Annotated in this window: 21 protein-coding genes and 1 pseudogene; 14 read left to right on the plus strand and 8 right to left on the minus strand. The window is 71.2% G+C overall.

Annotation, left to right across the window (positions count from 1 at the left end):
- Window positions 1–20 precede the first annotated feature (20 nt).
- Complete coding sequence (locus tag ACIQHQ_RS01375; RefSeq protein ID WP_402608929.1) at window positions 21–386, minus strand: hypothetical protein; 366 nt, start codon at window positions 384–386, stop codon at window positions 21–23.
- 232 nt (window positions 387–618) lie between these two features.
- Here ACIQHQ_RS01375 and ACIQHQ_RS01380 point away from each other — a divergent pair, with 232 nt between their 5' ends.
- From ACIQHQ_RS01380 to rbsD, 5 genes are all read left to right on the plus strand, one after another.
- Window positions 619–1638, plus strand: coding sequence for a LacI family DNA-binding transcriptional regulator (locus ACIQHQ_RS01380; protein ID WP_402608931.1), 1020 nt, complete (start codon window positions 619–621; stop codon window positions 1636–1638).
- Entirely contained in the window at window positions 1635–3167 is a 1533-nt protein-coding gene (locus ACIQHQ_RS01385) for a sugar ABC transporter ATP-binding protein (protein ID WP_402608933.1), read from the plus strand. Before ACIQHQ_RS01380 ends, ACIQHQ_RS01385 begins: the two co-directional genes overlap by 4 nt.
- On the plus strand, window positions 3157–5106 hold the full coding sequence (locus ACIQHQ_RS01390) for a substrate-binding domain-containing protein (protein ID WP_402608935.1): 1950 nt from the start codon (window positions 3157–3159) through the stop codon (window positions 5104–5106). Before ACIQHQ_RS01385 ends, ACIQHQ_RS01390 begins: the two co-directional genes overlap by 11 nt.
- 76 nt (window positions 5107–5182) lie before the next feature.
- Window positions 5183–6085: a ribokinase gene (locus ACIQHQ_RS01395; protein WP_402608937.1), complete on the plus strand. Its 903-nt coding sequence runs from the start codon at window positions 5183–5185 to the stop codon at window positions 6083–6085.
- Window positions 6082–6471, plus strand: coding sequence for a D-ribose pyranase (gene rbsD, locus ACIQHQ_RS01400; protein WP_402608939.1), 390 nt, complete (start codon window positions 6082–6084; stop codon window positions 6469–6471). Before ACIQHQ_RS01395 ends, rbsD begins: the two co-directional genes overlap by 4 nt.
- Window positions 6472–6763: 292 nt before the next feature.
- On the opposite strand, the gene ACIQHQ_RS01405 is transcribed toward rbsD, so the two are convergent.
- The 3 genes from ACIQHQ_RS01405 to ACIQHQ_RS01415 are packed head-to-tail and all read right to left on the minus strand — an operon-like array spanning window position 6764 to window position 7920.
- Window positions 6764–7294, minus strand: coding sequence for a GNAT family N-acetyltransferase (locus tag ACIQHQ_RS01405; protein ID WP_402608941.1), 531 nt, complete (start codon window positions 7292–7294; stop codon window positions 6764–6766).
- A gap of 15 nt (window positions 7295–7309) precedes the next feature.
- Window positions 7310–7753, minus strand: coding sequence for an NAD(P)H-dependent oxidoreductase (locus tag ACIQHQ_RS01410; RefSeq protein ID WP_402608943.1), 444 nt, complete (start codon window positions 7751–7753; stop codon window positions 7310–7312).
- Entirely contained in the window at window positions 7750–7920 is a 171-nt protein-coding gene (locus ACIQHQ_RS01415) for a hypothetical protein (protein WP_402608945.1), read from the minus strand. The genes ACIQHQ_RS01410 and ACIQHQ_RS01415 overlap by 4 nt, the downstream gene beginning before the upstream one ends.
- A gap of 542 nt (window positions 7921–8462) precedes the next feature.
- Here ACIQHQ_RS01415 and ACIQHQ_RS01420 point away from each other — a divergent pair.
- Both ACIQHQ_RS01420 and ACIQHQ_RS01425 read left to right on the plus strand, forming a co-directional pair.
- Window positions 8463–10742 carry an ATP-dependent RecD-like DNA helicase gene (locus ACIQHQ_RS01420; protein WP_402608947.1) on the plus strand — a complete coding sequence of 760 codons (2280 nt, stop codon included), beginning with the start codon at window positions 8463–8465 and terminating at the stop codon, window positions 10740–10742.
- Window positions 10743–10921: 179 nt separating this feature from the next.
- Entirely contained in the window at window positions 10922–12211 is a 1290-nt protein-coding gene (locus tag ACIQHQ_RS01425) for a citrate synthase (RefSeq protein ID WP_363121849.1), read from the plus strand.
- Window positions 12212–12925: 714 nt separating this feature from the next.
- Here ACIQHQ_RS01425 and ACIQHQ_RS01430 read toward each other — a convergent pair.
- The 3 genes from ACIQHQ_RS01430 to ACIQHQ_RS01440 form a co-directional block, all read right to left on the minus strand.
- Window positions 12926–15163, minus strand: a complete 2238-nt coding sequence (locus tag ACIQHQ_RS01430; RefSeq protein ID WP_402608950.1) for a heavy metal translocating P-type ATPase — start codon at window positions 15161–15163, stop codon at window positions 12926–12928.
- A gap of 142 nt (window positions 15164–15305) precedes the next feature.
- A complete protein-coding gene (locus ACIQHQ_RS01435) occupies window positions 15306–15545 on the minus strand; it encodes a heavy-metal-associated domain-containing protein (RefSeq protein WP_402608952.1) in 240 nt (79 codons plus the stop codon).
- Window positions 15546–15629: 84 nt separating this feature from the next.
- Window positions 15630–16481 (minus strand): TetR family transcriptional regulator, encoded by an 852-nt coding sequence (locus tag ACIQHQ_RS01440; RefSeq protein WP_402608953.1) that lies wholly within the window; start codon window positions 16479–16481, stop codon window positions 15630–15632.
- A gap of 162 nt (window positions 16482–16643) precedes the next feature.
- Here ACIQHQ_RS01440 and ACIQHQ_RS01445 point away from each other — a divergent pair, with 162 nt between their 5' ends.
- Window positions 16644–18860 carry an MMPL family transporter gene (locus ACIQHQ_RS01445; protein WP_402608955.1) on the plus strand — a complete coding sequence of 739 codons (2217 nt, stop codon included), beginning with the start codon at window positions 16644–16646 and terminating at the stop codon, window positions 18858–18860.
- A gap of 99 nt (window positions 18861–18959) precedes the next feature.
- Window positions 18960–20001, plus strand: a pseudogene (locus ACIQHQ_RS01450) (zinc-dependent alcohol dehydrogenase family protein).
- Between the two features lie 103 nt (window positions 20002–20104).
- Here ACIQHQ_RS01450 and ACIQHQ_RS01455 read toward each other — a convergent pair.
- A complete protein-coding gene (locus tag ACIQHQ_RS01455; RefSeq protein ID WP_402608957.1) occupies window positions 20105–20305 on the minus strand; it encodes a helix-turn-helix transcriptional regulator in 201 nt (66 codons plus the stop codon).
- Window positions 20306–20751: 446 nt separating this feature from the next.
- Between ACIQHQ_RS01455 and iolC the strand changes: the two genes are divergently transcribed.
- Genes iolC through mmsA form a run of 5 tightly spaced genes read left to right on the plus strand, consistent with a single transcriptional unit; the run spans window position 20752 to window position 26497 of the window.
- Complete coding sequence (iolC, locus tag ACIQHQ_RS01460) at window positions 20752–21702, plus strand: 5-dehydro-2-deoxygluconokinase (protein ID WP_402608959.1); 951 nt, start codon at window positions 20752–20754, stop codon at window positions 21700–21702.
- The gene (locus tag ACIQHQ_RS01465; protein WP_402608961.1) at window positions 21699–22580 is read left to right on the plus strand and encodes a deoxyribose-phosphate aldolase; all 882 of its coding nucleotides are present in this window, start codon (window positions 21699–21701) and stop codon (window positions 22578–22580) included. The genes iolC and ACIQHQ_RS01465 overlap by 4 nt, the downstream gene beginning before the upstream one ends.
- A 10-nt stretch (window positions 22581–22590) precedes the next feature.
- On the plus strand, window positions 22591–23097 hold the full coding sequence (locus tag ACIQHQ_RS01470; RefSeq protein ID WP_402608963.1) for a 5-deoxy-glucuronate isomerase: 507 nt from the start codon (window positions 22591–22593) through the stop codon (window positions 23095–23097).
- Window positions 23094–24980 carry a 3D-(3,5/4)-trihydroxycyclohexane-1,2-dione acylhydrolase (decyclizing) gene (gene iolD / locus ACIQHQ_RS01475; RefSeq protein WP_402608965.1) on the plus strand — a complete coding sequence of 629 codons (1887 nt, stop codon included), beginning with the start codon at window positions 23094–23096 and terminating at the stop codon, window positions 24978–24980. Before ACIQHQ_RS01470 ends, iolD begins: the two co-directional genes overlap by 4 nt.
- 14 nt (window positions 24981–24994) lie before the next feature.
- Window positions 24995–26497 carry a CoA-acylating methylmalonate-semialdehyde dehydrogenase gene (gene mmsA, locus ACIQHQ_RS01480; RefSeq protein WP_402608967.1) on the plus strand — a complete coding sequence of 501 codons (1503 nt, stop codon included), beginning with the start codon at window positions 24995–24997 and terminating at the stop codon, window positions 26495–26497.
- The last annotated feature ends 145 nt before the right edge of the window (window positions 26498–26642 follow it).

A 26642-nucleotide genomic window follows, 5' to 3' on the forward strand; every position in this document is an offset into this window, starting at 1 on the left:
GGCCCGGCGACTTCCCCGATTCACCCGGCCTGCGCCGTCACGTGGTCGATCACCTGCTGGAAGTCCTCACTCGGCGAGAACTCCACCAACTCGCTGTCCTCCAGGGCGACCGGGACGTGGCCGGGACCCCAGTAGTAGGCCTGCCCCGCCTCGTACTCCTCGTCGCCCGCGGCCGTGCGCATCCTGATCCGGCCCTTGAGCAGATAGCCCCAGTGCGGGCACTGGCACGCGTCGTCGGGCAGGCCCTTGAGGGCGGGGCCCATGTCCGTGCCCCGGGGCAGGGTGATGTAACCCACCGACAGGCCGCCGCCGATGGGCTTGATACGCAGTTCCACTCCGTCGCCCTCCAGGGCGACGGGTACGTCGTTCCGGGTCGCCGCCGTCATGGCTCCTCCGCTCCGGCCCGCCAGGGCCTGGACAGCCCTCCACGCGAAACCCCCGCACCTCCAGCCTGGATCGCCGGGCCACGCCCCGCGACATCACGATCCGGTCAAGAGGTACCGCCGAGGGCTTGATTCGGCGCCGTGTAATCGATTCCATGCTCCCGTCGTTGTAATCGATTCCACGAGCGCTCTCCCGGTGCTCCCCACGACTGATCCACAAGGAGGTGGAGCGGCGGTGGCCAGCATCAAGGACGTCGCTGCCGAGGCCGGCGTCTCCGTCGCCACGGTCTCGCGCGTCCTGAACGACCATCCGTCGGTCAGCGCCGACGCACGCACCCGCGTGCTGGCCGCCGTCGAGACCCTGGGCTACCGCCCGAACGCCGTCGCCCGCTCCCTGCGCACCGACCAGACCCACACCCTCGGCCTGGTCATCAGCGACGTACTGAACCCGTACTTCACCGAGCTGGCCCGCTCCGTCGAGGAGGAGGCCCGCGCGCTCGGCTACAGCGTCATCATCGGCAACGCCGACGAACGGCCGGACCTCCAGGACCACCACGTACGGAACCTTCTGGACCGGCGCATCGACGGGCTGCTCGTATCTCCCACGGACGGCGGCTCGCCGCTGATGCTGGACGCCGTGCGGGCCGGGACGCCCATGGTGTTCGTGGACCGGTGGATCCCGGGCGTGGACGTGCCGGTGGTGCGGGCGGACGGGCGGAGCGCCGTACGGGACCTCGTGGCGCATCTGCACGGGCTGGGGCACCGGCGGCTCGCCATCATCGCGGGCCCGGCGGCGACCACGACCGGCCGCGAGCGCATCGAGGTCTTCCGGGAGGCGCTCGGCGCGTACGGGCTCCAACTGCCGGACGCCTACATAGGGCAGGGCGACTTCCAGGCCGAGAGCGGCCGCCTGGTCACCGAGGGCTTCCTCGACCTGGCCGAGCCGCCCGAGGTCGTCTTCGCCGCCGACAACCTGATGGCGCTCGGCGCGCTCGACGCCGTACGGGCGCGTGGCCTGCGCGTGCCGGACGACCTCGCGCTGGCCGCGTTCGACGACATCCGGTGGTTCGTGCACACCGATCCGCCGATCACCGCGATCGCCCAGCCCACGGGCGAGCTGGGCCGAGCCGCCGTGCGGGCCCTGGTCGACCGTATCGAGGGGCGGCCCGGCGAGTCCGTCACCCTCCCCGCCCGTCTCGTCGTACGCCGCTCGTGCGGCGAGAACCCCACCCCAGTGCAAAGGAGCACGACGTGAGCAACGCGGACGAGTTGCTGCGCATCGAGGGCATACGCAAGACCTTCCCGGGCGTGGTCGCGCTGGACGGCGTCGACTTCGATCTGCGCCGGGGCGAGGTGCACGTGCTGCTCGGTGAGAACGGTGCGGGCAAGAGCACCCTCATCAAGATGCTCTCCGGCGCCTACACCCCCGACGCCGGGCGGATCCTGGTCGGCGGTGAGGAGGCCCGCATCCAGGGTGCGCAGGACTCCGAGCGGCTCGGGATCGCCACCATCTACCAGGAGTTCAACCTGGTACCCGATCTCACGGTCGCCGAGAACATCTTCCTCGGGCGCCAGCCGCGCCGGTTCGGGATGATCGACCGGAGGCGGATGGAGGCCGACGCCGAGGTCCTGCTGAAGCGGGTCGGCCTGACCGTGTCGCCCCGCGCGCGGGTCCGTGAACTGGGCATCGCCCGTCTGCAGATGGTCGAGATCGCCAAGGCGCTCAGCCTGGACGCGCGTGTGCTGATCATGGACGAGCCGACCGCCGTGCTCACCTCCGAGGAGGTCGACAAGCTCTTCGCCATCGTGCGCACGCTGCGCGAGGACGGCGTCGGGATCGTCTTCATCACCCACCACCTGGAGGAGATCGCCGCGCTCGGCGACCGGGTGACGGTCATCCGGGACGGGAAGAGCGTGGGCCAGGTCCCCGCCTCCACCCCCGAGGACGAGCTCGTACGGCTCATGGTCGGTCGCTCCATAGAGCAGCAATACCCGCGCGAGCGGCCCGACCGCGGCGCCCCCCTGCTGTCCGTCGAGGGACTCACCCGGGACGGCGTCTTCCACGACGTCGGCTTCGAGGTGCACGCCGGTGAGGTCGTCGGCATCGCCGGACTGGTCGGCGCCGGGCGCACCGAGGTCGTCCGGGCGGTCTTCGGTGCCGACGCCTACGACAAGGGCACCGTGAAGGTCTCCGGTGCCCCGGTCGCCCAGTACGACGTCAACGCGGCGATGACCGCGGGCATCGGACTCGTCCCCGAGGACCGCAAGGGCCAGGGCCTGGTGCTGGACGCCTCGGTCGAGGAGAACCTCGGCCTGGTGACCCTGCGGTCGGCCACGCGCGCGGGCCTGGTCGACCTCAAGGGCCAGCGCGAGGCGGCCGAACGCATCGCCCAGCGGCTCGGCGTGCGCATGGCGGGCCTCGGCCAGCACGTGCGCACCCTCTCCGGCGGCAACCAGCAGAAGGTCGTCATCGGCAAGTGGCTGCTCGCCGACACCAAGGTGCTGATCCTCGACGAGCCGACGCGCGGCATCGACGTCGGTGCCAAGGTCGAGATCTACCAGCTCGTCAACGAACTCACCGCCGCCGGCGCGGCCGTCCTGATGATCTCCAGCGACCTTCCCGAGGTGCTCGGCATGAGCGACCGGGTGCTGGTGATGGCCCAGGGCCGGATCGCCGGTGAACTCTCCGCCGCCGAGGCGACCCAGGACGCCGTGATGGCACTCGCCGTCAGCACCCCGACGACCACGAACACGACCGGAACGGAGGCCTCCCGTGGCCACTGACACGCTCAAGAGCACGACGGGCGCGGGTGGCGCCTCGGGAGGCCTGCGCCGCCTCCTGCTCGACAACGGCGCGCTCACCGCGCTCATCGTCCTCGTCATCGCGATGTCGGCGCTGTCCGGCGACTTCCTGACGACGGACAACCTCCTCAACGTCGGCGTGCAGGCGGCCGTGACCGCCATCCTCGCCTTCGGCGTCACCTTCGTGATCGTCTCGGCGGGCATCGACCTGTCGGTCGGCTCGGTCGCCGCGCTGTCCGCCACGGTCCTCGCCTGGAGCGCCACCTCGGCTGGCGTCCCGGTCGTCCTCGCCGTCCTCCTGGCCATAGCGACGGGCATCGTCTGCGGCCTGGTCAACGGCATCCTGATCTCCTACGGCAAGCTCCCGCCGTTCATCGCCACGCTGGCCATGCTGTCCGTGGCCCGCGGCCTGTCCCTGGTGATCTCCGAAGGCTCCCCGATCGCCTTCCCCGACTCCGTCTCCCACCTCGGTGACACGCTCGGCGGCTGGCTGCCGGTGCCGGTCCTGGTGATGATCGTGATGGGTTTGATCGCCGCCCTCGTGCTCGGCCGGACCTACATCGGCCGCTCCATGTACGCGATCGGCGGCAACGAGGAGGCCGCGCGGCTGTCCGGCCTGCGCGTGAAGAAGCAGAAGCTCGCCATCTACGCCTTTTCGGGCGTCTTCGCCGCCGTCGCCGGTGTCGTGCTCGCCGCCCGGCTCTCCTCCGCGCAGCCCCAGGCCGCCGACGGCTACGAGCTGGACGCGATCGCCGCCGTCGTCATCGGCGGTGCCTCCCTCGCGGGCGGTACCGGCAAGGCGTCCGGCACGCTCATCGGCGCGCTGATCCTGGCGGTTCTGCGCAACGGGCTGAACCTGCTGAACGTCTCGGCGTTCTGGCAGCAGGTCGTCATCGGTGTCGTCATCGCGCTCGCGGTGCTGTTCGACACGCTGCGGCGCAAGGCGGGGGCGACCCCGGTGGCCGGTGCTTCTTCGGGAGGCAAGGGCAGGCAGGCGGCGACGTACGGCCTCGCGGCCGTGGTCACCGTCGCGATCGTCGGCGCCACGTCCTTCCTGCACAACGGTTCCGCCGCCACGAGCAGCCCGAAGATGGGCCTGTCGCTGTCCACCCTCAACAACCCCTTCTTCGTGCAGATCCGGGCCGGCGCCGAGGCCGAGGCGAAGAAGCGGGGGGTGGACCTGACCGTCACGGACGCCCAGAACGACGCCTCCCAGCAGGCCAACCAGCTGCAGAACTTCACCAGTTCCGGCCTCGGCGCGATCATCGTCAACCCGGTGGACTCGGACGCCGCGAGCAACTCCGTGCAGACCGCCGCCCAGGCGAAGATCCCGGTCATCGCGGTCGACCGGGGCGTCAACAAGGCGTCGGTGGACGCTCTCGTCGCCTCCGACAACGTCGCCGGCGGTGAACTCGCCGCGAAGACCATCGCCGACAAGCTGGGCGGCAAGGGCAAGATCGTGATCCTCCAGGGCCAGGCCGGCACGTCCGCGGCCCGGGAACGCGCGCAGGGCTTCGCCAACGGCCTCAAGGCCTTCCCGGGCATCCGGGTCGTCGCCCAGCAGCCGGCCGACTTCGACCGCACCAAGGGCCTCGACGTGATGTCGAACCTGCTCCAGGCCCACCCGGACGTCCAGGGCGTCATCGCCGCCAACGACGAGATGGCCCTCGGCGCGATCAAGGCGCTGGGTTCCAAGGCCGGCAAGTCGGTGTCGGTCGTCGGCTTCGACGGCACGCCTGACGGACTGAAGGCGGTCGAGGGCGGCACGCTGTACGCGTCCGTGGCCCAGCAGCCGTCCCAGCTCGGGAAGATCGCGGTGGACAACGCCCTGCGGGCCCTGAAGGGCGAGAAGGTCGAGGAGACGGTGAAGGTGCCGGTGAAGGTGGTCACCAAGGAGAACGTGGCCGGCTTCAGCGGCTGACATCGGGGAACGGCGGGTGGTCGCGCACGGCGTGCGGTGGCCGCCCGCCCATGTCACTCACATGGGGAGACAACGCATGTACGACTACGACCTCCTGGTCGTGGGGTCGGCCAACGCCGACCTGGTGATCGGAGTGGAGCGCCGGCCCGCGGCCGGCGAGACCGTGCTCGGCTCCGACCTGGCCGTCCACCCGGGCGGCAAGGGCGCCAACCAGGCGGTCGCGGCCGCCAGACTCGGCGCCCGCACGGCGCTGCTGGCCCGGGTCGGCGACGACGCGCACGGCCGGCTGCTGCTGGACTCGCAACGCGAGGCGGGTGTCGACACGGTGGGTGTCCTGGTGGGCGGCGCGCCGACCGGGGTCGCGCTGATCACGGTCGACCCCTCCGGCGACAACAGCATCGTCGTCTCGCCCGGCGCCAACGGCCGCCTCACCCCGCAGGACGTCGCCGCGGCCGGGTGCCTCTTCCAGAGCTCCCGGGTGGTGTCGGCGCAGCTGGAGATCCCGCTGGAGACGGTGGTGGAGGTCGTGCGGAACCTGGCGCCGGAGAGCCGTTTCGTCCTGAACCCCTCACCGCCCCGCCCTCTGCCGCCGGAGGTGCTGGCGGCCTGCGACCCGCTGATCGTGAACGAGCACGAGGCGAAGGTGATCCTGGGCGACTCCGCCGTCGGGGACACTCCCGAGGACTGGGCGCGCATCCTCCTCGCCAAGGGCCCGAAGTCGGTGGTGGTGACGCTGGGCGCGCGGGGCGCGCTGGTGGCGTCGGCTCAGGGCGTTGCGCGGGTGCCGTCCGTGAAGGTGGACGCGGTGGACACGACGGGTGCCGGGGACTCCTTCACCGCCGCGCTGGCCTACCGGCTGGGGGCGGGCGAGCCCCTGGCGCGGGCCGCGTCGTACGCGGCGCGGGTGGGTGCCGTGACCGTGACGAAGGAGGGCGCACAGGCGTCCTTCCCGACGGCGGCGGAGGTCGCCGGCTCATGAAGAAGGCCGGAATACTGAACCGTCACCTCGCCGGCGCGCTGGCCGAACTCGGCCACGGCGACGGGGTGCTGGTGTGCGACGCGGGCATGCCCATCCCTGAGGGTCCCCGGGTGGTGGACCTGGCCTTCCGGGCCGGTGTGCCGGCGTTCGCCGAGGTGCTGGACGGGCTGCTGGCCGAGCTGGTGGTCGAGGGGGCGACGGCGGCGCGGGAGCTGCGGGAGGCCAACCCGGAGGCGTCGTCGCTGCTGGAGGGGCACTTCCCCGGGCTGGACCTCGTCCCGCACGAGCGGCTCAAGCAATTGTCGGCGGGGGCCCGGCTGATCGTCCGCACGGGCGAGGCACGGCCGTACGCCAACGTCCTGCTGAGGTGCGGCGTCTTCTTCTGACACCCCGGAACGGCTTCCGAACGGTTTCGAGGGGGCCCGGTCCGTCGACCGGGCCCCCTCGGCTCTTCCCCTCCCGCCAGGAACTTCCGCGATCCCCCCGGATCCCCCTCCAGAAGCCCTGACGCCCAGTACGACCCCCTGCGGGCGGGAAGGGTTGCACGGCCGGAGTGAGAATTTCTCGCCGGATTCTCGAGGGGCCCGGGCCGCGGCGGTCGCGCCGGGGCCGCGCAGGGCCCCGGCCTGGTGGCGGAGTCCGGCGCGGACTGCGCGGCCCCTGTCACCGAGGCCGTTCCTACGGCGTGCCGGACCTGGTGCGCAGTGATCTGGTGCAGGCGGTGAGCACGCGGGTGAGACCACCGTCGTCCTCCTCGATATCGCGCACGTGCTCGAACCCGATGCGTCCGAGCAGGCGCAGCGAGGCCTCGTTGCCGGCGGCGACGGTGGCGTGCACCTCGGTGAGCCCGAGCGTCTCGAAGCCGTACGCCACGAGCGCCTCGGCGAGTTCCGTCCCGAGTCCGCTGCCCCAGGCTCCGGGGGCCAGCGCGTAGACGATCTCGTGTCCGTCCACCGCGTCGGTCCGTTTGATCTCCGCGTGCCCGACCAGCCGCCCGGCGCGCCGAACCGCCCACACGTCGAACAGGTCCCGGGCGTAGACCTTGCTGAAGATCCGCCCGAACAGGGCCCGGTCGTCCGCCTCGGGGGAGGGCCCGTCACCCATCCACCGGGACACCCTGGTGTCCTGGAACAGGGCGACGAAGGCGCCCTCGTCGTCCGGGGTGTAGGGGGTCAGGAGCAGACGCGGGGTACGCAGAGTCGGGGGCATGGAAACGGACGCTAGTCAGCCGGAAAGCGGGACGGCAATCGGCTTTCGCGTCGCCCGGCCGACGGCCTGCCCGACTGCTTCCAGGGCCGCGGTCCGTTCCTGGTCGGTCATGCGGGCCGGTCCGTGGTTGATGACCGGGTCGAGCACCTCGAAGCCGACGAACTCCAGCATCCCGCGGTGGATGGGGAACAGGAAGTCGTCCATCGGCCCGAAGGCGCCACCAGGCCGGAGCGACTCGCCGGATTGGCCGGTCGTGAACAGCAGCATCGCGCGCCTGCCGGCGAGTGCCGCCTCGCCGGAGAGCCGGTGGGCACCGCCGAAGACCCCGCCCCTCACGAAGACCCGGTCGCCCCGGCCCTTGAGGACGGCGGGCAGCGAGAACCACTCCATCGGGAACGACGGCACGAGCAGATCGGTCTCGACAGGGGATGCCCGCGATCCTTGGGCCGGCGCCCTCACCGCCGCAGGCTGTAGCTCACCATCGACGCTCCCACCACCGACCCGAACGCCGGGAGCAGGAACTGCGCGAAGGCCTCCCAGCCCCACACGATCCCCGCGCACACCGCCGTGATGTTGATGGCCAGCGACATGATCCACAGGGCGACACTCTGAGCCTGGGGCGACATCGTTCCTCGTCGTCATTCGGGGCGGGGGAAAGGGGGACGGGTGAGCGGGGGAAAGGGGGACGGGGCGGAATCAGCCCGGCCCGGGACCTGGGGGCGGTGGGAATTCCGGCGCGGGTGCCCGGTGCGGCGGGGGAGGGCCGGGGGTGTTCCTGTACGGCGCGGAGGACCCCGGTGCCACGATCGCGTGCTCCCCGGACAACGTCGGAGCCGTCACGAGCAGCGCCAACGTGCCGACGGCGCACAGGCCCACGAGGAGCGAGCCCGCCGTGTGCGCGCGCCGAGGGATGCTCTGGCCTGGGGGACGCATCGGCATCACAGTCGCTCCGGAATCGAATCCGCCCCCCCCTTTGAACCCCTGAATTCTTCCACGGCGAAGAATCGGAAAGGGTCGACATAGATACTTGAACTGTAAAGCTTCGCACTCCCTTGTGAATCCACCGTGAAAAGTGAGCCCCCGCCCGCATACTGATCGGTCGCTTTATGCGTGGGCGGCGGGCGGATCACCCCGCCACAGTGTCGTACCCGGGCGGTACCGTCGGATCATGACCGATCAGGCGGGGGCCGCCCAGGCGGGCGAGCGGCGACTGGCCACACTGGAAGGCGTACTCGAACGCATCACGTACGCCAACGAGGAGAACGGCTACACGGTCGCCCGGGTCGACACCGGCAGAGGCGCCGGCGACCTGCTCACCGTCGTCGGTGCGCTGCTCGGCGCCCAGGTCGGCGAGTCCCTGCGTATGGAGGGCCGCTGGGGCTCGCACGCGCAGTACGGAAAGCAATTCCACGTAGAGAACTACACGACCGTCCTCCCGGCCACCGTCCAGGGCATCCGCCGCTATCTCGGCTCCGGCCTGGTCAAGGGCATCGGCCCGGTCTTCGCCGACCGGATCACCCAGCACTTCGGCATGGACACCCTCCGGATCATCGAGGAGGAGCCCAAGCGACTCGTCGAGGTCCCCGGGCTCGGCCCCAAGCGCACCAAGAAGATCGCCGATGCCTGGGAGGAGCAGAAGGCCATCAAGGAGGTCATGCTCTTCCTCCAGACGGTCGAGGTCTCCACCTCCATCGCCGTGCGCATCTACAAGAAGTACGGCGACGCCTCCATCTCGGTCGTGAAGAACCAGCCGTACCGGCTCGCCTCCGACGTCTGGGGCATCGGCTTCCTCACCGCCGACAAGATCGCCCAGTCCGTCGGCATCCCGCACGACAGCCCCGAGCGCGTCAAGGCGGGCCTGCAGTACGCGCTGTCCCAGTCCACCGACCAGGGGCACTGCTTCCTCCCGGAGGAGCAGCTGATCAAGGACGCGGTCAAGCTCCTCCAGGTCGACACGGGCCTGGTCATCGAATGCCTGGCGGAACTGGCCGAACCCCAGCAGGACGGCGAGGAGCCCGGCGTCGTACGGGAGAAGGTGCCGGGCCCCGAGGGCGGGGAGCCCGTCACCGCGATCTACCTCGTCCCCTTCCACCGCGCCGAACTCTCCCTCGCCGCCCAGCTGCTGCGTCTCCTGCGCACCGGCGAGGACCGCATGCCGGGTTTCCGGACCGTGGCCTGGGAGAAGGCCCTGAGCTGGCTCAAGGGGCGCACGGGCACCGATCTCGCGCCCGAGCAGGAGGCCGCCGTCAAACTGGCGCTGACCGAGAGGGTCGCCGTCCTCACCGGCGGGCCCGGCTGCGGCAAGTCCTTCACGGTCCGCTCGATCGTGGAACTGGCCCGCGCCAGAAAGGCGAAGGTCGTGCTGGCCGCCCCCACGGGCCGGGCCGCCAAACGCCTGTCCGAGCTCACCGGCGCCGAGGCCTCCACCGTGCACCGCCTGCTGGAGCTCAAGCCCGGCGGCGACGCGGCCTACGACCGCGAGCGCCCGCTGGACGCCGACCTGGTGGTGGTCGACGAGGCGTCCATGCTGGACCTGCTCCTCGCCAACAAGCTGGTCAAGGCGGTCCCACCGGGAGCCCACCTGCTCTTCGTGGGGGACGTGGACCAGCTGCCCAGCGTCGGTGCGGGCGAGGTCCTCCGGGACCTCCTGGCCGACGGCGGCCCGATCCCCGCCGTCCGCCTCACCCGGGTCTTCCGGCAGGCCCAGCAGTCGGGCGTGGTGACGAACGCCCACCGGATCAACGCCGGCCGACACCCGCTCACCGACGGAATGAAGGACTTCTTCCTCTTCGTCGAGGACGACACGGAGGCCGTCGGCCGGCTCACCGTGGACGTGGCGGCGCGCCGCATTCCGGCCAAGTTCGGTCTGGACCCCCGGCGGGACGTCCAGGTCCTCGCGCCCATGCACCGGGGCCCGGCCGGCGCGGGCACCCTCAACGGCCTGCTCCAGCAGGCCGTCACCCCCGGCCGCCCCGACCTGCCCGAGAAGAGATTCGGCGGACGGGTCTTCCGCGTCGGAGACAAGGTCACCCAGATTCGCAACAATTACGAGAAGGGCGAGAACGGTGTCTTCAACGGCACCGTCGGTGTGGTGACCTCGCTCGACCCGGTCGACCAGCGCCTGACGGTGCTCACGGACGAGGACGAGGAGGTGCCCTACGAGTTCGACGAGCTCGACGAACTCGCCCACGCGTACGCCGTGACGATCCACCGCTCCCAGGGCAGCGAGTACCCGGCGGTCGTCATCCCGGTCTCCACGGGCGCCTGGATGATGCTCCAGCGGAACCTGCTCTACACGGCGGTCACGCGGGCCAAGCAGCTGGTCGTCCTGGTCGGTTCGCGCAAGGCGATCGGCCAGGCGGTGCGCACGGTTTCGGCGGGCCGACGGTGCACGGCACTCGACTTCCGGCTCGGTTCAACGAAAAATGATCGATCAAATGAGTCGTGAAGGTCACAAGACACTTCCGGAAGGGGAACACAGGGGGCAGGATGAGCAAGTTGACGGCACTCAGTGCCGCCAATAGGCCCGATGGTCGACCCCGAGTGCACTCTCCTGAGCCAAGTGGGGGATGGTAGAGACAGTCAGGGCAACCTCGAAGATGAGGCACAACGTCGGTGAGGGAAGACGTGAGCGACAACTCTGTAGTACTGCGGTACGGCGACGGCGAGTACACCTACCCGGTGATCGACAGCACCGTCGGTGACAAGGGCTTCGACATCGGAAAGCTCCGCGCCCAGACCGGTCTGGTGACGCTGGACAGCGGTTACGGCAACACGGCCGCGTATAAATCCGCCGTCACGTACCTGGACGGCGAAGCGGGCATCCTGCGGTACCGCGGCTACCCGATCGAGCAGCTGGCCGAGCGCTCCACCTTCCTGGAGGTCGCCTACCTGCTGATCAACGGCGAACTGCCGACGGTCGACGAGCTCTCGACGTTCAAGAACGACATCACGCAGCACACCCTGCTGCACGAGGACGTCAAGAACTTCTACAAGGGCTTCCCGCGCGACGCCCACCCGATGGCCATGCTGTCCTCGGTCGTCTCGGCGCTGTCCACGTTCTACCAGGACAGCCACAACCCGTTCGACGAGCGCCAGCGCAACCTCTCCACGATCCGCCTGCTCGCCAAGCTCCCGACGATCGCCGCGTACGCGTACAAGAAGTCGATCGGTCACCCGTTCGTCTATCCGCGCAACGACCTCGGTTACGTCGAGAACTTCCTCCGCATGACCTTCTCGGTCCCGGCGCAGGAGTACGACCTCGACCCGACCGTGGTGTCCGCGCTCGACAAGCTGCTGATCCTGCACGCGGACCACGAGCAGAACTGCTCGACGTCCACGGTCCGCCTGGTCGGCTCCTCGCAGGCGAACATGTTCGCCTCGATCTCCGCCGGCATCAACGCCCTGTGGGGCCCGCTGCACGGCGGCGCCAACCAGTCGGTGCTGGAGATGCTGGAGGGCATCCGCGACTCCGGCGGTGACGTCGACTCCTTCATCCGCAAGGTGAAGAACAAGGAGGACGGCGTCCGCCTGATGGGCTTCGGCCACCGGGTCTACAAGAACTTCGACCCGCGCGCCAAGATCATCAAGGCCGCCGCGCACGACGTGCTGTCCGCGCTCGGCAAGTCCGACGAGCTGCTGGACATCGCGCTGAAGCTGGAGGAGCACGCGCTCTCCGACGACTACTTCGTCTCGCGCAGCCTCTACCCGAACGTCGACTTCTACACGGGCCTGATCTACCGGGCCATGGGCTTCCCGACCGAGATGTTCACGGTCCTGTTCGCCCTGGGCCGCCTGCCGGGCTGGATCGCCCAGTGGCACGAGATGATCAAGGAGCCGGGCTCCCGTATCGGCCGCCCGCGCCAGATCTACACGGGCGTGGTCGAGCGCGACTTCGTGCCCGTCGAGGAGCGCTGAGGCGCCCCACGGCTTCGGGCCCCCGTATCCGCTCGGTCGCTCCGGCGGGTGCGGGGGCTTTCGCGTGCTCGGCCACGCGCCGGGCGCAGAACTCACGGGGCGGGCGCAGAGTTCACGGGACGGACTGAAGAGGCAGGTCCGGGGGCGATAAAAGAAGGCGCCCCGGCGTCGGTCCCCCCACGGGCCGACGACCAGGGCGCCTTCCCAGTCCCGGTACGGATTCCCCCCACGGGATCCGGCCGGGCGTCTGTGGACAGCGCCTGAATCGCTGTTGAGCAGAACGAGCAGAACTCGTCGTACTGCGGTGGTGTGCGATCTGCCGGGACAGCGCACGCCCGGGAGGGCCGCTCAAAGCTTCCCGGTGTACGTGCCCCGGCGACGCTCCCCCAAGCTCTCAACTCCGTTCGAGCAGGGAGGTACCCCCATCCGGAGAAGTCCCCCAAGACATCTCCAGATGCCAGGTGGCGCCCCCCAAGACGCTCCCTGACACCGTCAACTTAGACCTTCGAACCCCTTCGATGGTTACGTTCACATCACTGTGATCTGCGTCTCTTGCTTATGTCCGCTAGATGCGCAAGAGCCCGGATATGTCGTTGGAGACCCAAGCGTAAGGATGATGCGCGAGCCTTGTGAAGAGCTTATGTGAGCCGGGCCCGGGACTCCAGAGGGGCTCAAATCGCATTCGCCATGAACGTGGGGGGAATTCCGACTACTTCACCGAAATGTCCGCAGTCTCAGACTGTTCGTGACGACGAAGACCGACGAAAAGGCCATCGCGGCCCCGGCGATCATCGGATTCAGCAGGCCCGCGGCGGCCAGCGGCAGCGCGGCCACGTTGTAGCCGAAGGCCCACACGAGATTGCCCTTGATCGTGGCCAGCGTCCGGCGGGACAGCCGGATCGCGTCCGCCGCGACCCGCAGATCACCGCGCACCAGCGTCAGATCGCCCGCCTCGATCGCCGCGTCCGTGCCGGTGCCCATGGCCAGGCCCAGATCGGCGGTGGCGAGCGCGGCCGCGTCGTTGACACCGTCGCCCACCATGGCGACGACCCGCCCCTCGGCCTGCAGCCGCCGCACCGCGTCGACCTTGCCCTCGGGCAGGACCTCGGCCACCACCTTCTCGATCCCCACGGCCGCGGCCACGGTCTCGGCCACCGCGCGGTTGTCCCCGGTCAGCAGCACCGGCGTGAGCCCCAGTGCGCGCAACGCGCGCACGGCCTCGGCGCTGGTCTCCTTGACGGTGTCCGCCACGGCCAGAACGGCCTGTGCCGTCCCGTCCCAGCCGGCGACCACGGCCGTGTACCCGGCCCGCTCGGCCCCGTCCCGCGCGCGGGCCAGCTCCGGCGGCACGTCGTCGAAGAGCCGCCCCACGGCGACCTCACGGCCCTCCACCCGTCCGCGCACGCCCCGCCCGGGGACGTTCTCGAATCCTTCGACGTCCGGGAGGTGACCGGCCCTCTCCTCCGCGCCCGCGGCGATCGCGCGGGCGACGGGGTGCTCGGAGGCGTGCTCGACGGCTCCCGCGAGCCGCAGCACCTCCTTCTCGTCGGCGCCCTCGGCGACATGCACCTCGTGGAGGGTCATGCGGCCGGTGGTGACGGTGCCGGTCTTGTCCAGGACGACCGTGTCGACCCGGCGGGTGGACTCCAGGACCTCGGGGCCCTTGATGAGGATGCCGAGCTGGGCGCCACGGCCCGTGCCGACCATCAGGGCGGTCGGGGTGGCCAGGCCCAGGGCGCACGGGCAGGCGATGATCAGCACCGCGACGCCCGCGGTGAACGCGGCGACGCCGTCGCCGGTCAGCCCGAGCCACGCCCCGGCCGTGGCGACGGCGATCAGCAGCACCGCCGGCACGAAGATCCCGGAGATCCGGTCGGCGAGCCGCTGCACCTCGGCCTTGCCGTTCTGCGCGTCCTCCACCAGCTTCGCCATCCGCGCGAGCCGGGTGTCGGCACCGACCCGGGTGGCCTCCACGACCAGCCGCCCACCCGCGTTGACCGTCGCACCGGTGACCGGGTCTCCGGGTGCCACGTCCACCGGCACCGACTCGCCGGTCAGCATCGAGGCGTCCACCGCGGAGGCGCCCTCGACGACCGTGCCGTCGGTGGCGATCTTCTCACCGGGCCGTACGACGAACCGGTCGCCGACGGCCAGGCGCTGCGCGGGGATTCGCACCTCCCGCCCGTCCCGCACCACGGCCACGTCCTTGGCGCCCAGTTCCATCAGCGCCCTGAGCGCGGCTCCGGCGCGGCGCTTGGAGCGGGCCTCGAGATAGCGGCCCAGCAGGATGAAGGCGGTGACCCCGGAAGCGACCTCCAGGTAGATCGAAGAGGCGCCGTCCCCGCGCGCGACCGTGAGCTCGAAGGGGTGCCGCATGCCCGGCATGCCCGCGTCGCCCAGGAACAGCGCCCACAGGGACCAGCCGAACGCGGCCAGGGTGCCGAGGGAGACCAGCGTGTCCATGGTGGCGGCGCCGTGCCGGGCGTTCGTCCAGGCCGCCCGGTGGAAGGGCAGCCCACCCCAGACGACGACCGGGGCGGCGAGCGTGAGCGAGAGCCACTGCCAGTTGTCGAACTGCAGGGCCGGAACCATCGCCAGCAGGATCACGGGCGCGGCGAGAGCGGCGGAAACGGTGAGGCGGCTGCGCAGAGCCGCCGTCTCGGGGTCCTCCGCCTCGGCGGCGGTCTCCTCGCGTGGGGGCGCGGGCTCCTCGGCGGTGTACCCGGTCTTCACCACGGTGGCGATCAGATCGGCGACCTCGGTGCCCTCGGGGTAGGTGATCCGGGCCTTCTCCGTCGCGTAGTTCACCGTGGCGGTGACGCCGTCCATGCGGTTGAGCTTCTTCTCCACGCGGGCCGCGCAGGAGGCGCAGGTCATCCCGCCGATGAGCAGCTCGACCTCGGCGAGGGCCGGCTCGCGGCCGGCCGGTGCATGGGCGGTGGTGCTGGTCATGTCCTCACTCCAGGAGATGCGGGGCGCCCGGGAAGCGGAACGGGCCGTACGGGCCGAGGGCGGCGGCGTACGGCCCGTACCCGGGTACGAGTGCCGGATCCGGCGCGTCTCAGACCCGGCCGGGTGCCGCACTCGGGTGGGTTCAGGCCCGCCCGGCCAGTTCGAAGCCGGCCTCGTCGACGGCGGCGCGCACGGCCTCGTCGTCGAGCGGGACCGCGGAGACGACGGTGACCTCGCCGGTCTTGGCGACGGCCGTCACCGAACTCACGCCGGAGATCTGTGAGATCTCGCCGGAGACCGCGCCCTCGCAGTGTCCGCAGCTCATGCCGCTCACCTTGAAGACGGTGGTGACGGGGCCCGTGGTGTCGGTCTGGGCGGTCATGTCGTTACTCCTCGTCGAGGCGTGTGGGGCTGTGGGGTCCTTTGGGGGGCCGCACACCCAACTGTACCCCTAGGGGGTATTGGTTCACGACGTCCCCGTCAGGGGTCGCAGATAGCGCAGGAGGGCGTCCTTCACCTCTTGGACGTACGCCTCCTGCTCGTCGCCCTCGTGGGCCAGGATCAGCTCCAGGCCGGCCTTGTAGATGCCCACGCACATCTGGGCGGTGCGGGTGACGGCCTCGGCGGGCGCGTCGGGTGCGAACGGAGCGAGGATCGTCTGGACCCGGGCAGTCAGCGTGGTGTGCAGCGCGTCGTGTTCCTCTGCGATGCGGCCCGGGATGTCCGGGCCGTGCATCAGCACGAAGAAGGCCGGATGGCGGCAGTTGAACTCGATGAAGCGGTCGACCGTCCCGGCGATCACCTCTTCGAGCGGGGTCGTCGCGGGGTCGATCGGGGTGAGGACCTCGTCGTACGACTGCCGCATCTCGTGCATGAGCCGGCTTCCCAGCTCGATCGCGATCGCTTCCTTGTTCGGGAAGAACTGGTACAGCGTCCCGGGGGAGACGCCCGCCTCACGGGCGATGGCGTTGGTGCTGGCGGCCGTGTAGCCGGTCGTGGAGAAGACCCGGGCGGCGGCTTCGAGCAACTGGGCGATCCGGCGCTCACCGCGGGCCTGGCGGCGGCGCGGCCGATCCTCGGCCGCCGCCGTCTCCTTCGACCTCGGTTCGGCTGCTGCCGCCGGCGTCCCGGCCGCTGCCGTCTCCTTCGACCTCGGCTTGGCCGCCGCCGTCTCCTTCGGCCTCGGTTCGGCTGCCGCCGCCGGCGTCCCGGCCGCCGCCGTCTCCTTCGACGTCGCCTCGGTCGCCGCCGTCGGTGTCCCGGCCGCGGTCGCACTCGCCGGCGTCTCGGTATCGGCTTTCTCGGTCTTCTCGGGCACGCCCTATCCCCAGGTCTCAGAACGCGATTGACAAACGCGAGTGGGCGCTCGCATTCTGGAGTCGGCAGAATGCGAGCGAACTCTCGTGTTTGCCAGTCTATGGCAGCCCCGTGCGGCCAGGCTGCGCCTGGACACGGGTCACGGTGAAGGGGACACCGCACGATGACCGAAGTCAACACACCACCGCGCGTCGGAGGCTGGACCCGTTTCGTCACCGCCCGGCCCGGACTGTCGCTGCTGGTGGCGCTGGTGCTCACCGCGCTCGCGGTGCTGGCCGGCAGTGGTGTCGCCGACCGGCTCGGCGCCGGCGGCTGGGAGGACCCGGCCGCCGAGTCCACCTACGCGACCAAGGCCCTGGAGCGCGAGTTCCCGGGCTCCCAGCCCAACCTGCTGCTCCTGGTCGACGCGGGCGACGCCTCGGTCGACGCCCCGGCCGTCGCCGCCGAGGCCGAGCGGCTCACCGAGCGCCTCGCGGGCGAGCGGGGCGTCACCGGCGTGGGCTCCTACTGGCAGTCAGGCACCCCGGCCCTGCGCGCCGAGGACGGGCACGAGGCGCTGATAGCCGCCCGTATCACCGGCGACGAGAAGACCGCCGGCGAGACCTTGGAGCGCCTGGCGTCCCACTACCGCGGCACGCACGGCCCGGTGGACATCTCCATCGGCGGCCCGGTCGCCGTGCGGTACGAGATGCAGACGGTCATCCAAGAAGACCTCACCCGGGCCGAGCTCATCGCCCTGCCCGTGACGCTGGTGCTGCTCGTGATGGTCTTCGGCAGCGCCGTCGCCGCCCTGCTGCCGCTCGGCATCGGCATCGTCGCCATCCTCGGGACCAACGCCGTCCTGCGCGGCCTCACCGAGCTCACCGACGTGTCCGTGTTCGCCATCAACCTCACCACGGCCCTCGGCCTGGGCCTCGCCATCGACTACGCCCTCTTCATCGTCCGTCGCTTCCGGGAGGAACTGTCCGCCGGCGCCGAGCCCCTGACCGCGATCGGCACGACCCTGCGCACAGCGGGCCGCACCGTGCTGTTCTCCGCGCTCACGGTCGCGGTCTCCCTGGCGGCGATGCTCGTCTTCCCGCAGTACTTCCTGCGCTCCTTCGCCTACGCCGGGATCGCCGTGGTGCTGCTGGCCGCCGCGGCCGCGCTGATCCTGCTCCCGGCGGCGCTGATGCTGCTGGGCCACCGGGTGAACGCCCTGGACCTGCGCCGTCTCTTCCTGCGCGGGCAGCGGCCTGAGCCCTCCGAGGACGAAGGCAGGGCCTGGGCCCGCACGGCGGCGCTCGTCATGCGCCGCGCCCCGTTCTTCGCCTTCGGCACCACAGCCGTCCTCGTCCTGCTCGGCCTGCCCTTCCTGGGCGTGAAGTTCGGCACGGCGGACGACCGGCAGCTGCCGTCGTCCTCCGAGTCGCACACCGTGCAGCAGCACATCCGGGAGGGCTTCCCGGGCAGCCCCGGCGGCGGCCTCGAAGTGCTCGCCGAAGGCCGCGCCACCGAGGCGCAGTACGGCACCTACAAGCAGCGAATCGCCGCACTGCCCGATGTGCTGCGGGTCGACGGGCCGCTGGTGAAGGGCGACTCGGCGTACTTCACGGTGCTGCCGAAGGGCGAGGCGGTCGACGATCCGGCCCAGCGTCTGGTCGGCGACCTGCGCGAGGTCCGGGCGCCGTTCGACACCAAGGTGACCGGCACGGCGGCTGTCCTGGTCGACTCGAAGAACGCCATAGGCGAGCGACTGCCGCTCGCGGCCGTCTTCATCACCGTCGTCACCCTGCTCCTGGTCTTCCTCCTCACCGGCAGCGTGCTCATACCGATCCAGGCGGTCGTCCTCAACGCGCTGAGCCTGACGGCCATGTTCGGGGCGGTCGTCTGGGTCTTCCAGGACGGCCACCTGTCCGGCCTGCTGGGCTTCACCAGCCCCGGCTCCATCGAGACGACCCTGCCGGTCCTGATGTTCTGCGTGGCCTTCGGCCTGTCCATGGACTACGGGGTCTTCCTGCTCTCCCGCATCAAGGAGGAGTACGACCACACCGGCGACCACGACCAGGCCGTCCGTCACGGCCTGGCCCGCACCGGCGGGCTGATCACAGCGGCCGCCGTCATCCTCGCCGTGGTCATGGTCGCCATCGGCACGTCCCGGGTCACCAACACCAAAATGCTCGGCCTGGGCATCGCGTTGGCGGTCCTGATGGACGCGATGATCGTCCGCAGCCTCCTGGTCCCGGCCGTCATGCGCCTCACCGGCCGCGCCACGTGGTGGGCCCCGGGCCCACTGCGCCGCTTCCACGAGCGATTCGGCCTGAGCGAGGGCGACGCGCCTCAACCGGCGGCGGGCAAGGCCGAACCCGTCAGGGACAAGGTCGGCGCGTCGGCAGGCTGACGCGGCACCCGCTAGCGTCGGACCGTCCGGGGAGGCCGCAGGGGCGGGCGGCCGGATGCCGACGCCCCGGACACGACACGAGTGAAAGGCGGGTGGGCCATGCGGGCCGTGGTGTTCGAGCGGCGGGGAGGCGGCCGAGGTCCGGGAGGTCGCCGACCCGGAGCCCGCGGAGCACGGGGTGGTCGTCCGGGTCGAGGCCACCGGGCTGTGCCGCAGCGACTGGCACGGCTGGCAGGGGCACGACCCCGACATCGCACTCCCGCATGTGCCCGGGCACGAACTGGCCGGTGTCGTCGAGGCGGTGGGCGCCCGGGTGGGCCGGTGGCGGCCCGGCGACCGGGTCACCGTGCCGTTCATCTGCGCCTGCGGCACGTGCTCGTCCTGCGCGGCCGGTGACCACCAGGTGTGCGAGCGCCAGACGCAGCCCGGTTTCACGCACTGGGGCTCCTTCGCCCAGTACGTGGCGCTGGACCATGCCGACGTGAACCTCGTGTCGCTGCCGGGGGAGTTGTCCTACGCCACGGCGGCCTCACTCGGCTGCCGGTTCGCCACGGCGTACCGGGCGGTGGTGCAGCAGGGCCGGGTCGCGGCGGGGGAGTGGGTCGCGGTGCACGGCTGCGGAGGGGTGGGGCTGTCGGCGGTGATGATCGCGGCCGCCTCGGGCGCCCGGGTCGTGGCGGTCGACGTGTCGCCCGCCGCCCTTGAGCTGGCGCGGAAGTTCGGAGCGGCCCAGTGCGTCGACGCGACGGGCGTGGCGGACACCGCGGCCGCGATCCGCGAGCTGACCGCCGGTGGCGCCCATCTCTCCCTCGACACCCTCGGCTCACCCGGCACCTGCGCCGCCTCCGTGGACGGCTTGCGCCGCCGCGGCCGGCACGTCCAGGTCGGCCTGTTGCCCTCGCCGACCGGGACGACACCCGTGCCGATGGGCCGCGTGATCGCCCTGGAGCTCGAACTCCTCGGCAGTCATGGCATGGCCGCGCACAGCTACCCGCCGATGCTGGAGCTGGTCCACAGCGGGGTGCTGCGCCCCGACCTGCTGGTGACGTCGAGGATCGCGCTGGACGAGGTCCCGTCCGCGCTGGCGGCGATGGGGACGGCACCGGGAGCGGGCGTGAGGGTCATCGAGCCGTGGAGCTGACGACGCCCGTGCGGAGGGTGGCGGCCCACGCCGTCCGGGGCCGACGCCCCTGAGATGACCGTGCCCCACGCGGTGGTGGGGCACGAGGCCGGACGGGGAGGGATCAGTCGGCTCTTCGGCCGCGGTTGCGGGGCCGGGAGGCGACCCACGCCCGGACGGTGTCGGCGTACCAGTAGGGCTTGCCGCTCTCGACATGGTCGGGCGGGGGCAGCAGCCCGTGCTTGCGGTAGGACCGCACGGTATCCGGCTGCACCCGGATGTGCGCCGCGATCTCCTTGTAGGACCAGAGCCTTCGGTCGGTCATGACGTGCACCTCCCCGCGCGCACCACGGCGGCGGCCGGGGCCGGCCGGACGGGGGAGCCGGGCGCTGCGCTGGCGATCAACAAGCCTGTGTCCGGTCAACGACTCCCGGTGAGACGGGGCAGGGCCTGTGCGCCGGGTGTGACCGAAGATTCGCGTACACGCGACATGTGTGACGAGAAGAGGGTGTTTGTGACACACCCGGGGCAAAGGCGTACAGCGGAGTGTCGGCGGGGCGCCTTGACGCGGCGCGCGGAGCCCTTGCCGAGCATCAGCCGTCCGGAGAGACGGACCGGGACGCAGGGCTGAAGACTACGGAACCGTGGGACACGGACGGGGACAACCGGAAAGCGCTGTCATGATCTGGTCCGAATGTCCGGACAAAATATTGACACGGCTTCGCGAGAGGGCTACAAAGCCGGGGAGAGCCGAGCACCGAGGGGACACCGATGGCGTACGACCTGATCACCATGGGGCGGATCGGAGTGGATCTGTATCCGCTCCAGACGGGCGTCCCACTGCCGCAGGTCACGTCCTTCGGCAAGTTCCTCGGTGGTTCGGCGAGCAATGTCGCGGTCGCCGCGGCGCGTCTGGGACGGCGGACAGCGGTGATCACCCGCACCGGCGACGACCCCTTCGGCAGCTATCTCCACGAGGCCCTGCAGAGCTTCGGCGTGGACGACCGCTGGGTCACCCCGGTCCCCGGCCTGCCCACTCCGGTCACCTTCTGCGAGATCTTCCCGCCGGACGACTTCCCGCTGTACTTCTACCGGCAGCCCAAGGCACCCGACCTGGAGATCGACGCCCACGAGCTCGATCTGCACGCGATCCGCGAGGCCCGGGTCTTCTGGGTCACGGGCACGGGCCTGAGCGAGGAGCCCAGCCGGACGGCGACCCTCGCGGCCCTCGCCCACCGTGCCAAGGGCGGCCCGACGGTCTTCGACCTCGACTGGCGCCCGATGTTCTGGACGGACCCCCAGGCCGCCCGCCCCTTCTACGGGGAGGCCCTGCGCCACACCACCGTCGCGGTCGGCAACCTCGACGAGGTGGAGGTCGCCACGGGCGAGCGGGAACCCCATGCCGCCGCCCGCGCCCTCCTGGAGGCCGGTGTCGAACTGGCCGTCGTCAAGCAGGGCCCCAAGGGCGTCCTCGCGGTGAACAGCGCCGGCGAGAGCGCCGAGGTGCCGCCGCTGCCGGTGAACGTCCTCAACGGCCTCGGCGCCGGCGACGCCTTCGGCGGCTGTCTCGTCCACGGCCTGCTGGCCGGCTGGGACCTGGAGAAGACCATGCGGTACGCCAACGCCGCCGGGGCCATCGTCGCCTCGCGCCTGGAGTGCTCGTCCGCGATGCCCACCCCGGGCGAGATCGAGGCGGCCGTCACGGCAGGGGCCGTCCGGTGACCGTCGACGTCCGCGAACTCGTCCGCCTGCGCAGCCACCGCCCGGAGGCGATCGCCGAGGCCGCCGCCCGCCGCCCCCGCCGACCGCTGCTGAACGACTCCGGCCGCCTGATGATCGTCGCCGCCGACCACCCGGCCCGCGGCGCCCTCGGCGTCGGCGGCCGCGCCACGGCCATGGCCAACCGCGCCGAACTGCTCGAACGCCTCTGCCTGGCGCTGTCGCGCCCCGGTGTGGACGGTGTCCTCGCCACCGCCGACATCCTCGACGACCTGCTGCTGCTCGGCGCCCTCGACGGCAAGGTCGTCCTGGGCTCCATGAACCGCGGCGGCCTCCAGGGTGCGAGCTTCGAACTCGACGACCGCTTCACCGGCCACCGCCCGGAGGACATCGAGCGCCTCGGCTTCGACGCGGGCAAGCTCCTGCTGCGCATCGACTACGACGACCCGGGCTCGCTGACCACCCTGGAGTCCACTGCCCGGGCCGTCGACGCCATGGCCGCCCGGAGACTCCCCGTCTTCGTCGAGCCGTTCCTCTGCGGGCGCGACGCGACGGGCCGGCTGCGCAACGACCTCTCGGCCGAGGCCGTCACCAAGTCGATCGCCATCGCCTCGGGCCTCGGCGGCAGTTCCGCCTACACGTGGCTGAAGGTCCCGGTGACCGACAACCCCGACGACATGGCCGAGGTCATGGCGACCTCCACACTGCCGGCCGTGCTGCTCGGCGGCGAGGTGGGCGACGACCAGGACGGGGCGTACGAGAAGTGGCGCGGCGCCCTCCAACTGCCCACCGTGTGCGGGCTGGTCGTGGGGCGTTCGCTGCTGTACCCGGCCGACGGCGACGTGGCCGCCGCCGTGGACACCGCCGTCGGACTGCTGTGAGGACCGTGGCATGACCAGTGAGCTGTTCGTCCCCGAGGACACCACCGCCGGCGTGAACCACGTCCCGGAGATCGTGCCGCCCCTCGACGGCGCGTGCACCGTGCGCCTCGAAGACGAAGAGTTCCCCCTCCCGGGCCGGGAGAGCGTGTGCGCGTCGGTGACCGACGTCGCGTACGCGCCCCATGACGCCCGGACCCAGATCGCCTCCGGCGCGGGAGGCCGCTTTGCTTTGGCAGGAGCGAAGTGCGAGCGACAACTCCCCGCCCGCTACGGCCCCGCGCCGGAGGTCTCCGCCGAGGAACGCGGCGCCTGCCTGCTCACTCACTCCCCGGCGAGCTCGGCGAGCACCGGCCCGGCGGGGTGCCGGGGCCGGAGCCGGGGGAGACCCACCACAGGGGAATCGACGGCCCGAACGGTTTCGCCCGCCGGCCCGTCTTCCCCTCGCGTGGGGGCGGCGCCGACGCCCCCACGAAGGTCCGTTCCGGCCACGCCGCTTCACACGGAGGGGTACCGATGACCCTGAAGACGACCAGGCTGACGGTGGCCCAGGCCCTCGTCCGCTTCCTCGCCGCCCAGTACACCGAACGCGACGGCGTCCGGCGGCGGCTCATCGGCGCCACCTGGGGCATCTTCGGCCACGGCAACGTCGCCGGCATCGGGCAGGCGCTCCTGGAGCACACCGAGGAGATGCCGTACCACCAGGGCCGCAACGAGCAGGCCATGGTGCACGCGGCGGTCGGCTACGCCCGCCAGTCGGGCCGCCTGTCCACGCTCGCGGTGACCACCTCCATCGGCCCGGGCGCCACCAACCTCGTCACCGGCGCCGCCCTCGCCACCATCAACCACCTGCCGGTGCTGCTCCTGCCCGGCGACGTCTTCGCCACCCGCCCCGCCGACCCGGTCCTGCAACAGCTCGAAGTGCCCTACGCGGGCGATGTGTCGGTCAACGACTGCCTGCGCCCGGTGTCGCGGTACTTCGACCGGATCACCCGTCCCGAGGCCCTGATCCCCTCGGCGCTCGGCGCGATGCGCGTCCTGACCGACCCGGTCGAGACCGGCGCCGTCACCCTCGCCCTGCCCCAGGACGTGCAGGCCGAGGCGTACGACTGGCCCGAGGAGTTCTTCGCCGAGCGCGTCTGGACCGTACGGCGTCCCGGCGCCGACCCGGCGGAACTCGCCGAGGCGGTACGGATCATCCGCTCGGCCAGGAGGCCGCTGGTCATCGCGGGCGGCGGCGTCCACCACAGCCGCGCCGAGGAGGCCCTCGCCGAGTTCGCCGAGGCCACCGGCATCCCCGTCGCCTCCACCCAGGCCGGCAAGGGATCCCTGCGTCACGACCACCCCCAGGACGTCGGCGGCATCGGTCACACCGGCACGGCGACGGCGGACGAACTGGCCCGCACCGCCGACCTGGTGATCGGCATCGGCACCCGCTACACCGACTTCACCACCGCCTCCGGCACGCTCTTCTCCCACCCGGACGTGCGGTTCCTGAACCTCAACATCGCCCCCTTCGACGGCCACAAGCTGGCCGGGCAGCCCCTGATCGCCGACGCCCGCACCGGTTTGGAGGAACTGGTCGAGAGGCTGCGGATGCACGGCCACCGGGTCGCGCCGGCGTACGCCACCGAGTACACCGAGGACAAGGAGCGCTGGGAGCAGCGCGTCGACGCCTGCTACGAGGTCGACGAACCGGACACCCGCCCGACCCAGCCCCAGGTCCTCGGCGCCCTGGACGAACTCGCCGACGAGTCGGACATCCTGATCAACGCCGCCGGTTCCCTCCCCGGCGACCTGCACAAACTGTGGCGGACCCGGTCGCCCGACCAGTACCACCTGGAGTACGGCTACTCCTGCATGGGCTACGAGATCCCCGCCGCCATCGGCGTGAAGATGGCCGCCCCGGACCGGCCCGTGTGGGCGCTGGTCGGCGACGGCACGTACCTGATGATGCCGACGGAGATCGTGACGGCCGTGCAGGAAGGCATCGCGATCAAGGTCCTGATCATCCAGAACCACGGCTACGCGTCCATCGGCGGGCTGTCGGAGTCGGTGGGCGGCGAGCGGTTCGGCACCGCCTACCGCTACCCCTGCGAGGACGGCTCGTACACGGGGCCGCCGCTGCCCGTGGACCTCGCCGCCAACGCGGCCAGCCTCGGCATGCGCGTGCTGCGCGCGAAGACCGTGCGGGACCTGCGGGAGGCCCTCGCCGAGGCCCGGGCGTCCGACACTCCCACATGTGTCTACGTCGAGACCCAAACGGCAGACACAGTGTCGGGCGCGCCTCCCGCGCAGGCCTGGTGGGATGTACCCGTGGCCGAGACCGCGACACGGCCGTCCGCGGTCAAGGCACGTGAGCTGTACGAACGGCACGTCTCCACCCGACGCCGCCATCTGTGAAGGAGTTCCCGGCCATGACGAAGATCGTCAACCACTGGATCGGCGGCAAGACCGTCGAAGGCGCCTCGGGCACGTACGGGCCGGTGACCAACCCGGCGACCGGCGAGGTGACGACGAAGGTCGCGTTCGCCTCGGTCGACGAGGTGGACGCGGCGGTCGCCGCCGCCAAGGAGGCCTACCTGACCTGGGGCCAGTCCTCGCTGGCCCAGCGCACCTCGATCCTGTTCACGTTCCGCGCCCTGCTGGACGCCAACCGGGACGCGATCGCCGAGCTGATCACCGCCGAGCACGGCAAGGTCCACAGCGACGCCCTCGGTGAGGTCGCGCGCGGTCTGGAGATCGTCGACCTGGCCTGCGGCATCAGCGTCCAGCTGAAGGGCGAGCTGTCGACGCAGGTCGCCAGCCGCGTCGACGTGTCCTCGATCCGTCAGCCGCTCGGCGTCGTCGCGGGCATCACCCCGTTCAACTTCCCGGCGATGGTGCCGATGTGGATGTTCCCTCTCGCCATCGCGTGCGGCAACACCTTCGTGCTGAAGCCGTCCGAGAAGGACCCGTCGGCGTCGGTCAAGATCGCCGAGCTGCTCGCCGAGGCGGGCCTTCCGGACGGCGTCTTCAACGTCGTCCACGGCGACAAGGTGGCCGTCGACCGCCTCCTGGAGCACCCGGACGTCAAGGCCGTCTCCTTCGTGGGCTCGACCCCCATCGCCCGCTACATCCACACCACCGCCTCCGCCAACGGCAAGCGCGTGCAGGCCCTGGGCGGTGCCAAGAACCACATGCTGGTCCTGCCCGACGCCGACCTCGACGCGGCCGCCGACGCCGCGGTCTCGGCCGCCTACGGCTCCGCCGGCGAGCGCTGCATGGCCATCTCCGCGGTCGTCGCCGTCGGCGCGATCGGCGACGAACTGGTGGAGAAGATCCGCGAGCGTGCCGAGAAGATCAAGATCGGCCCCGGTGACGACCCGGCCTCCGAGATGGGCCCGCTCATCACCAAGGTCCACCGCGACAAGGTGGCCTCCTACGTCGAGGGCGCGGCGGCCGAGGGCTGCGAGGTGGTCCTCGACGGCACCGGCTACACCGTCGACGGCTTCGAGGACGGCCACTGGATCGGCATCTCGCTCCTCGACAAGGTGCCCACGTCCGCCAAGGCCTACCAGGACGAGATCTTCGGCCCGGTCCTGTGCGTCCTGCGCACGGAGACCTACGAGGAGGCCCTGGACATCGTCAACGCCTCGCCGTTCGGCAACGGCACCGCGATCTTCACGCGGGACGGCGGCGCGGCCCGCCGCTTCCAGCTGGAGGTCGAGGCCGGCATGGTCGGCGTGAACGTCCCGATCCCGGTCCCCGTCGGCTACCACTCCTTCGGCGGCTGGAAGGACTCGCTCTTCGGCGACCACCACATCTACGGCAACGACGGCACGCACTTCTACACCCGCGGCAAGGTCGTCACCACCCGCTGGCCGGACCCGGCCGACGCCCCGGCGGGCGTGGACCTGGGCTTCCCGCGCAACCACTGAGGGTTTTTTCTCCGGGGGCGCCTGCGGTTACCGCAGGCGCCCCCGTCCCTTTGCCCGCTGACCGCTTGTGCTCAAAAGGACAGTCGGAGCGTATTATCGCTGCGGATTTCGTAGGCAAACCCCCATTGACGTGTTGCTTTTCGTC

This window comes from Streptomyces sp. NPDC092370 (genome assembly GCF_044755265.1).
Taxonomy (GTDB): domain Bacteria; phylum Actinomycetota; class Actinomycetes; order Streptomycetales; family Streptomycetaceae; genus Streptomyces.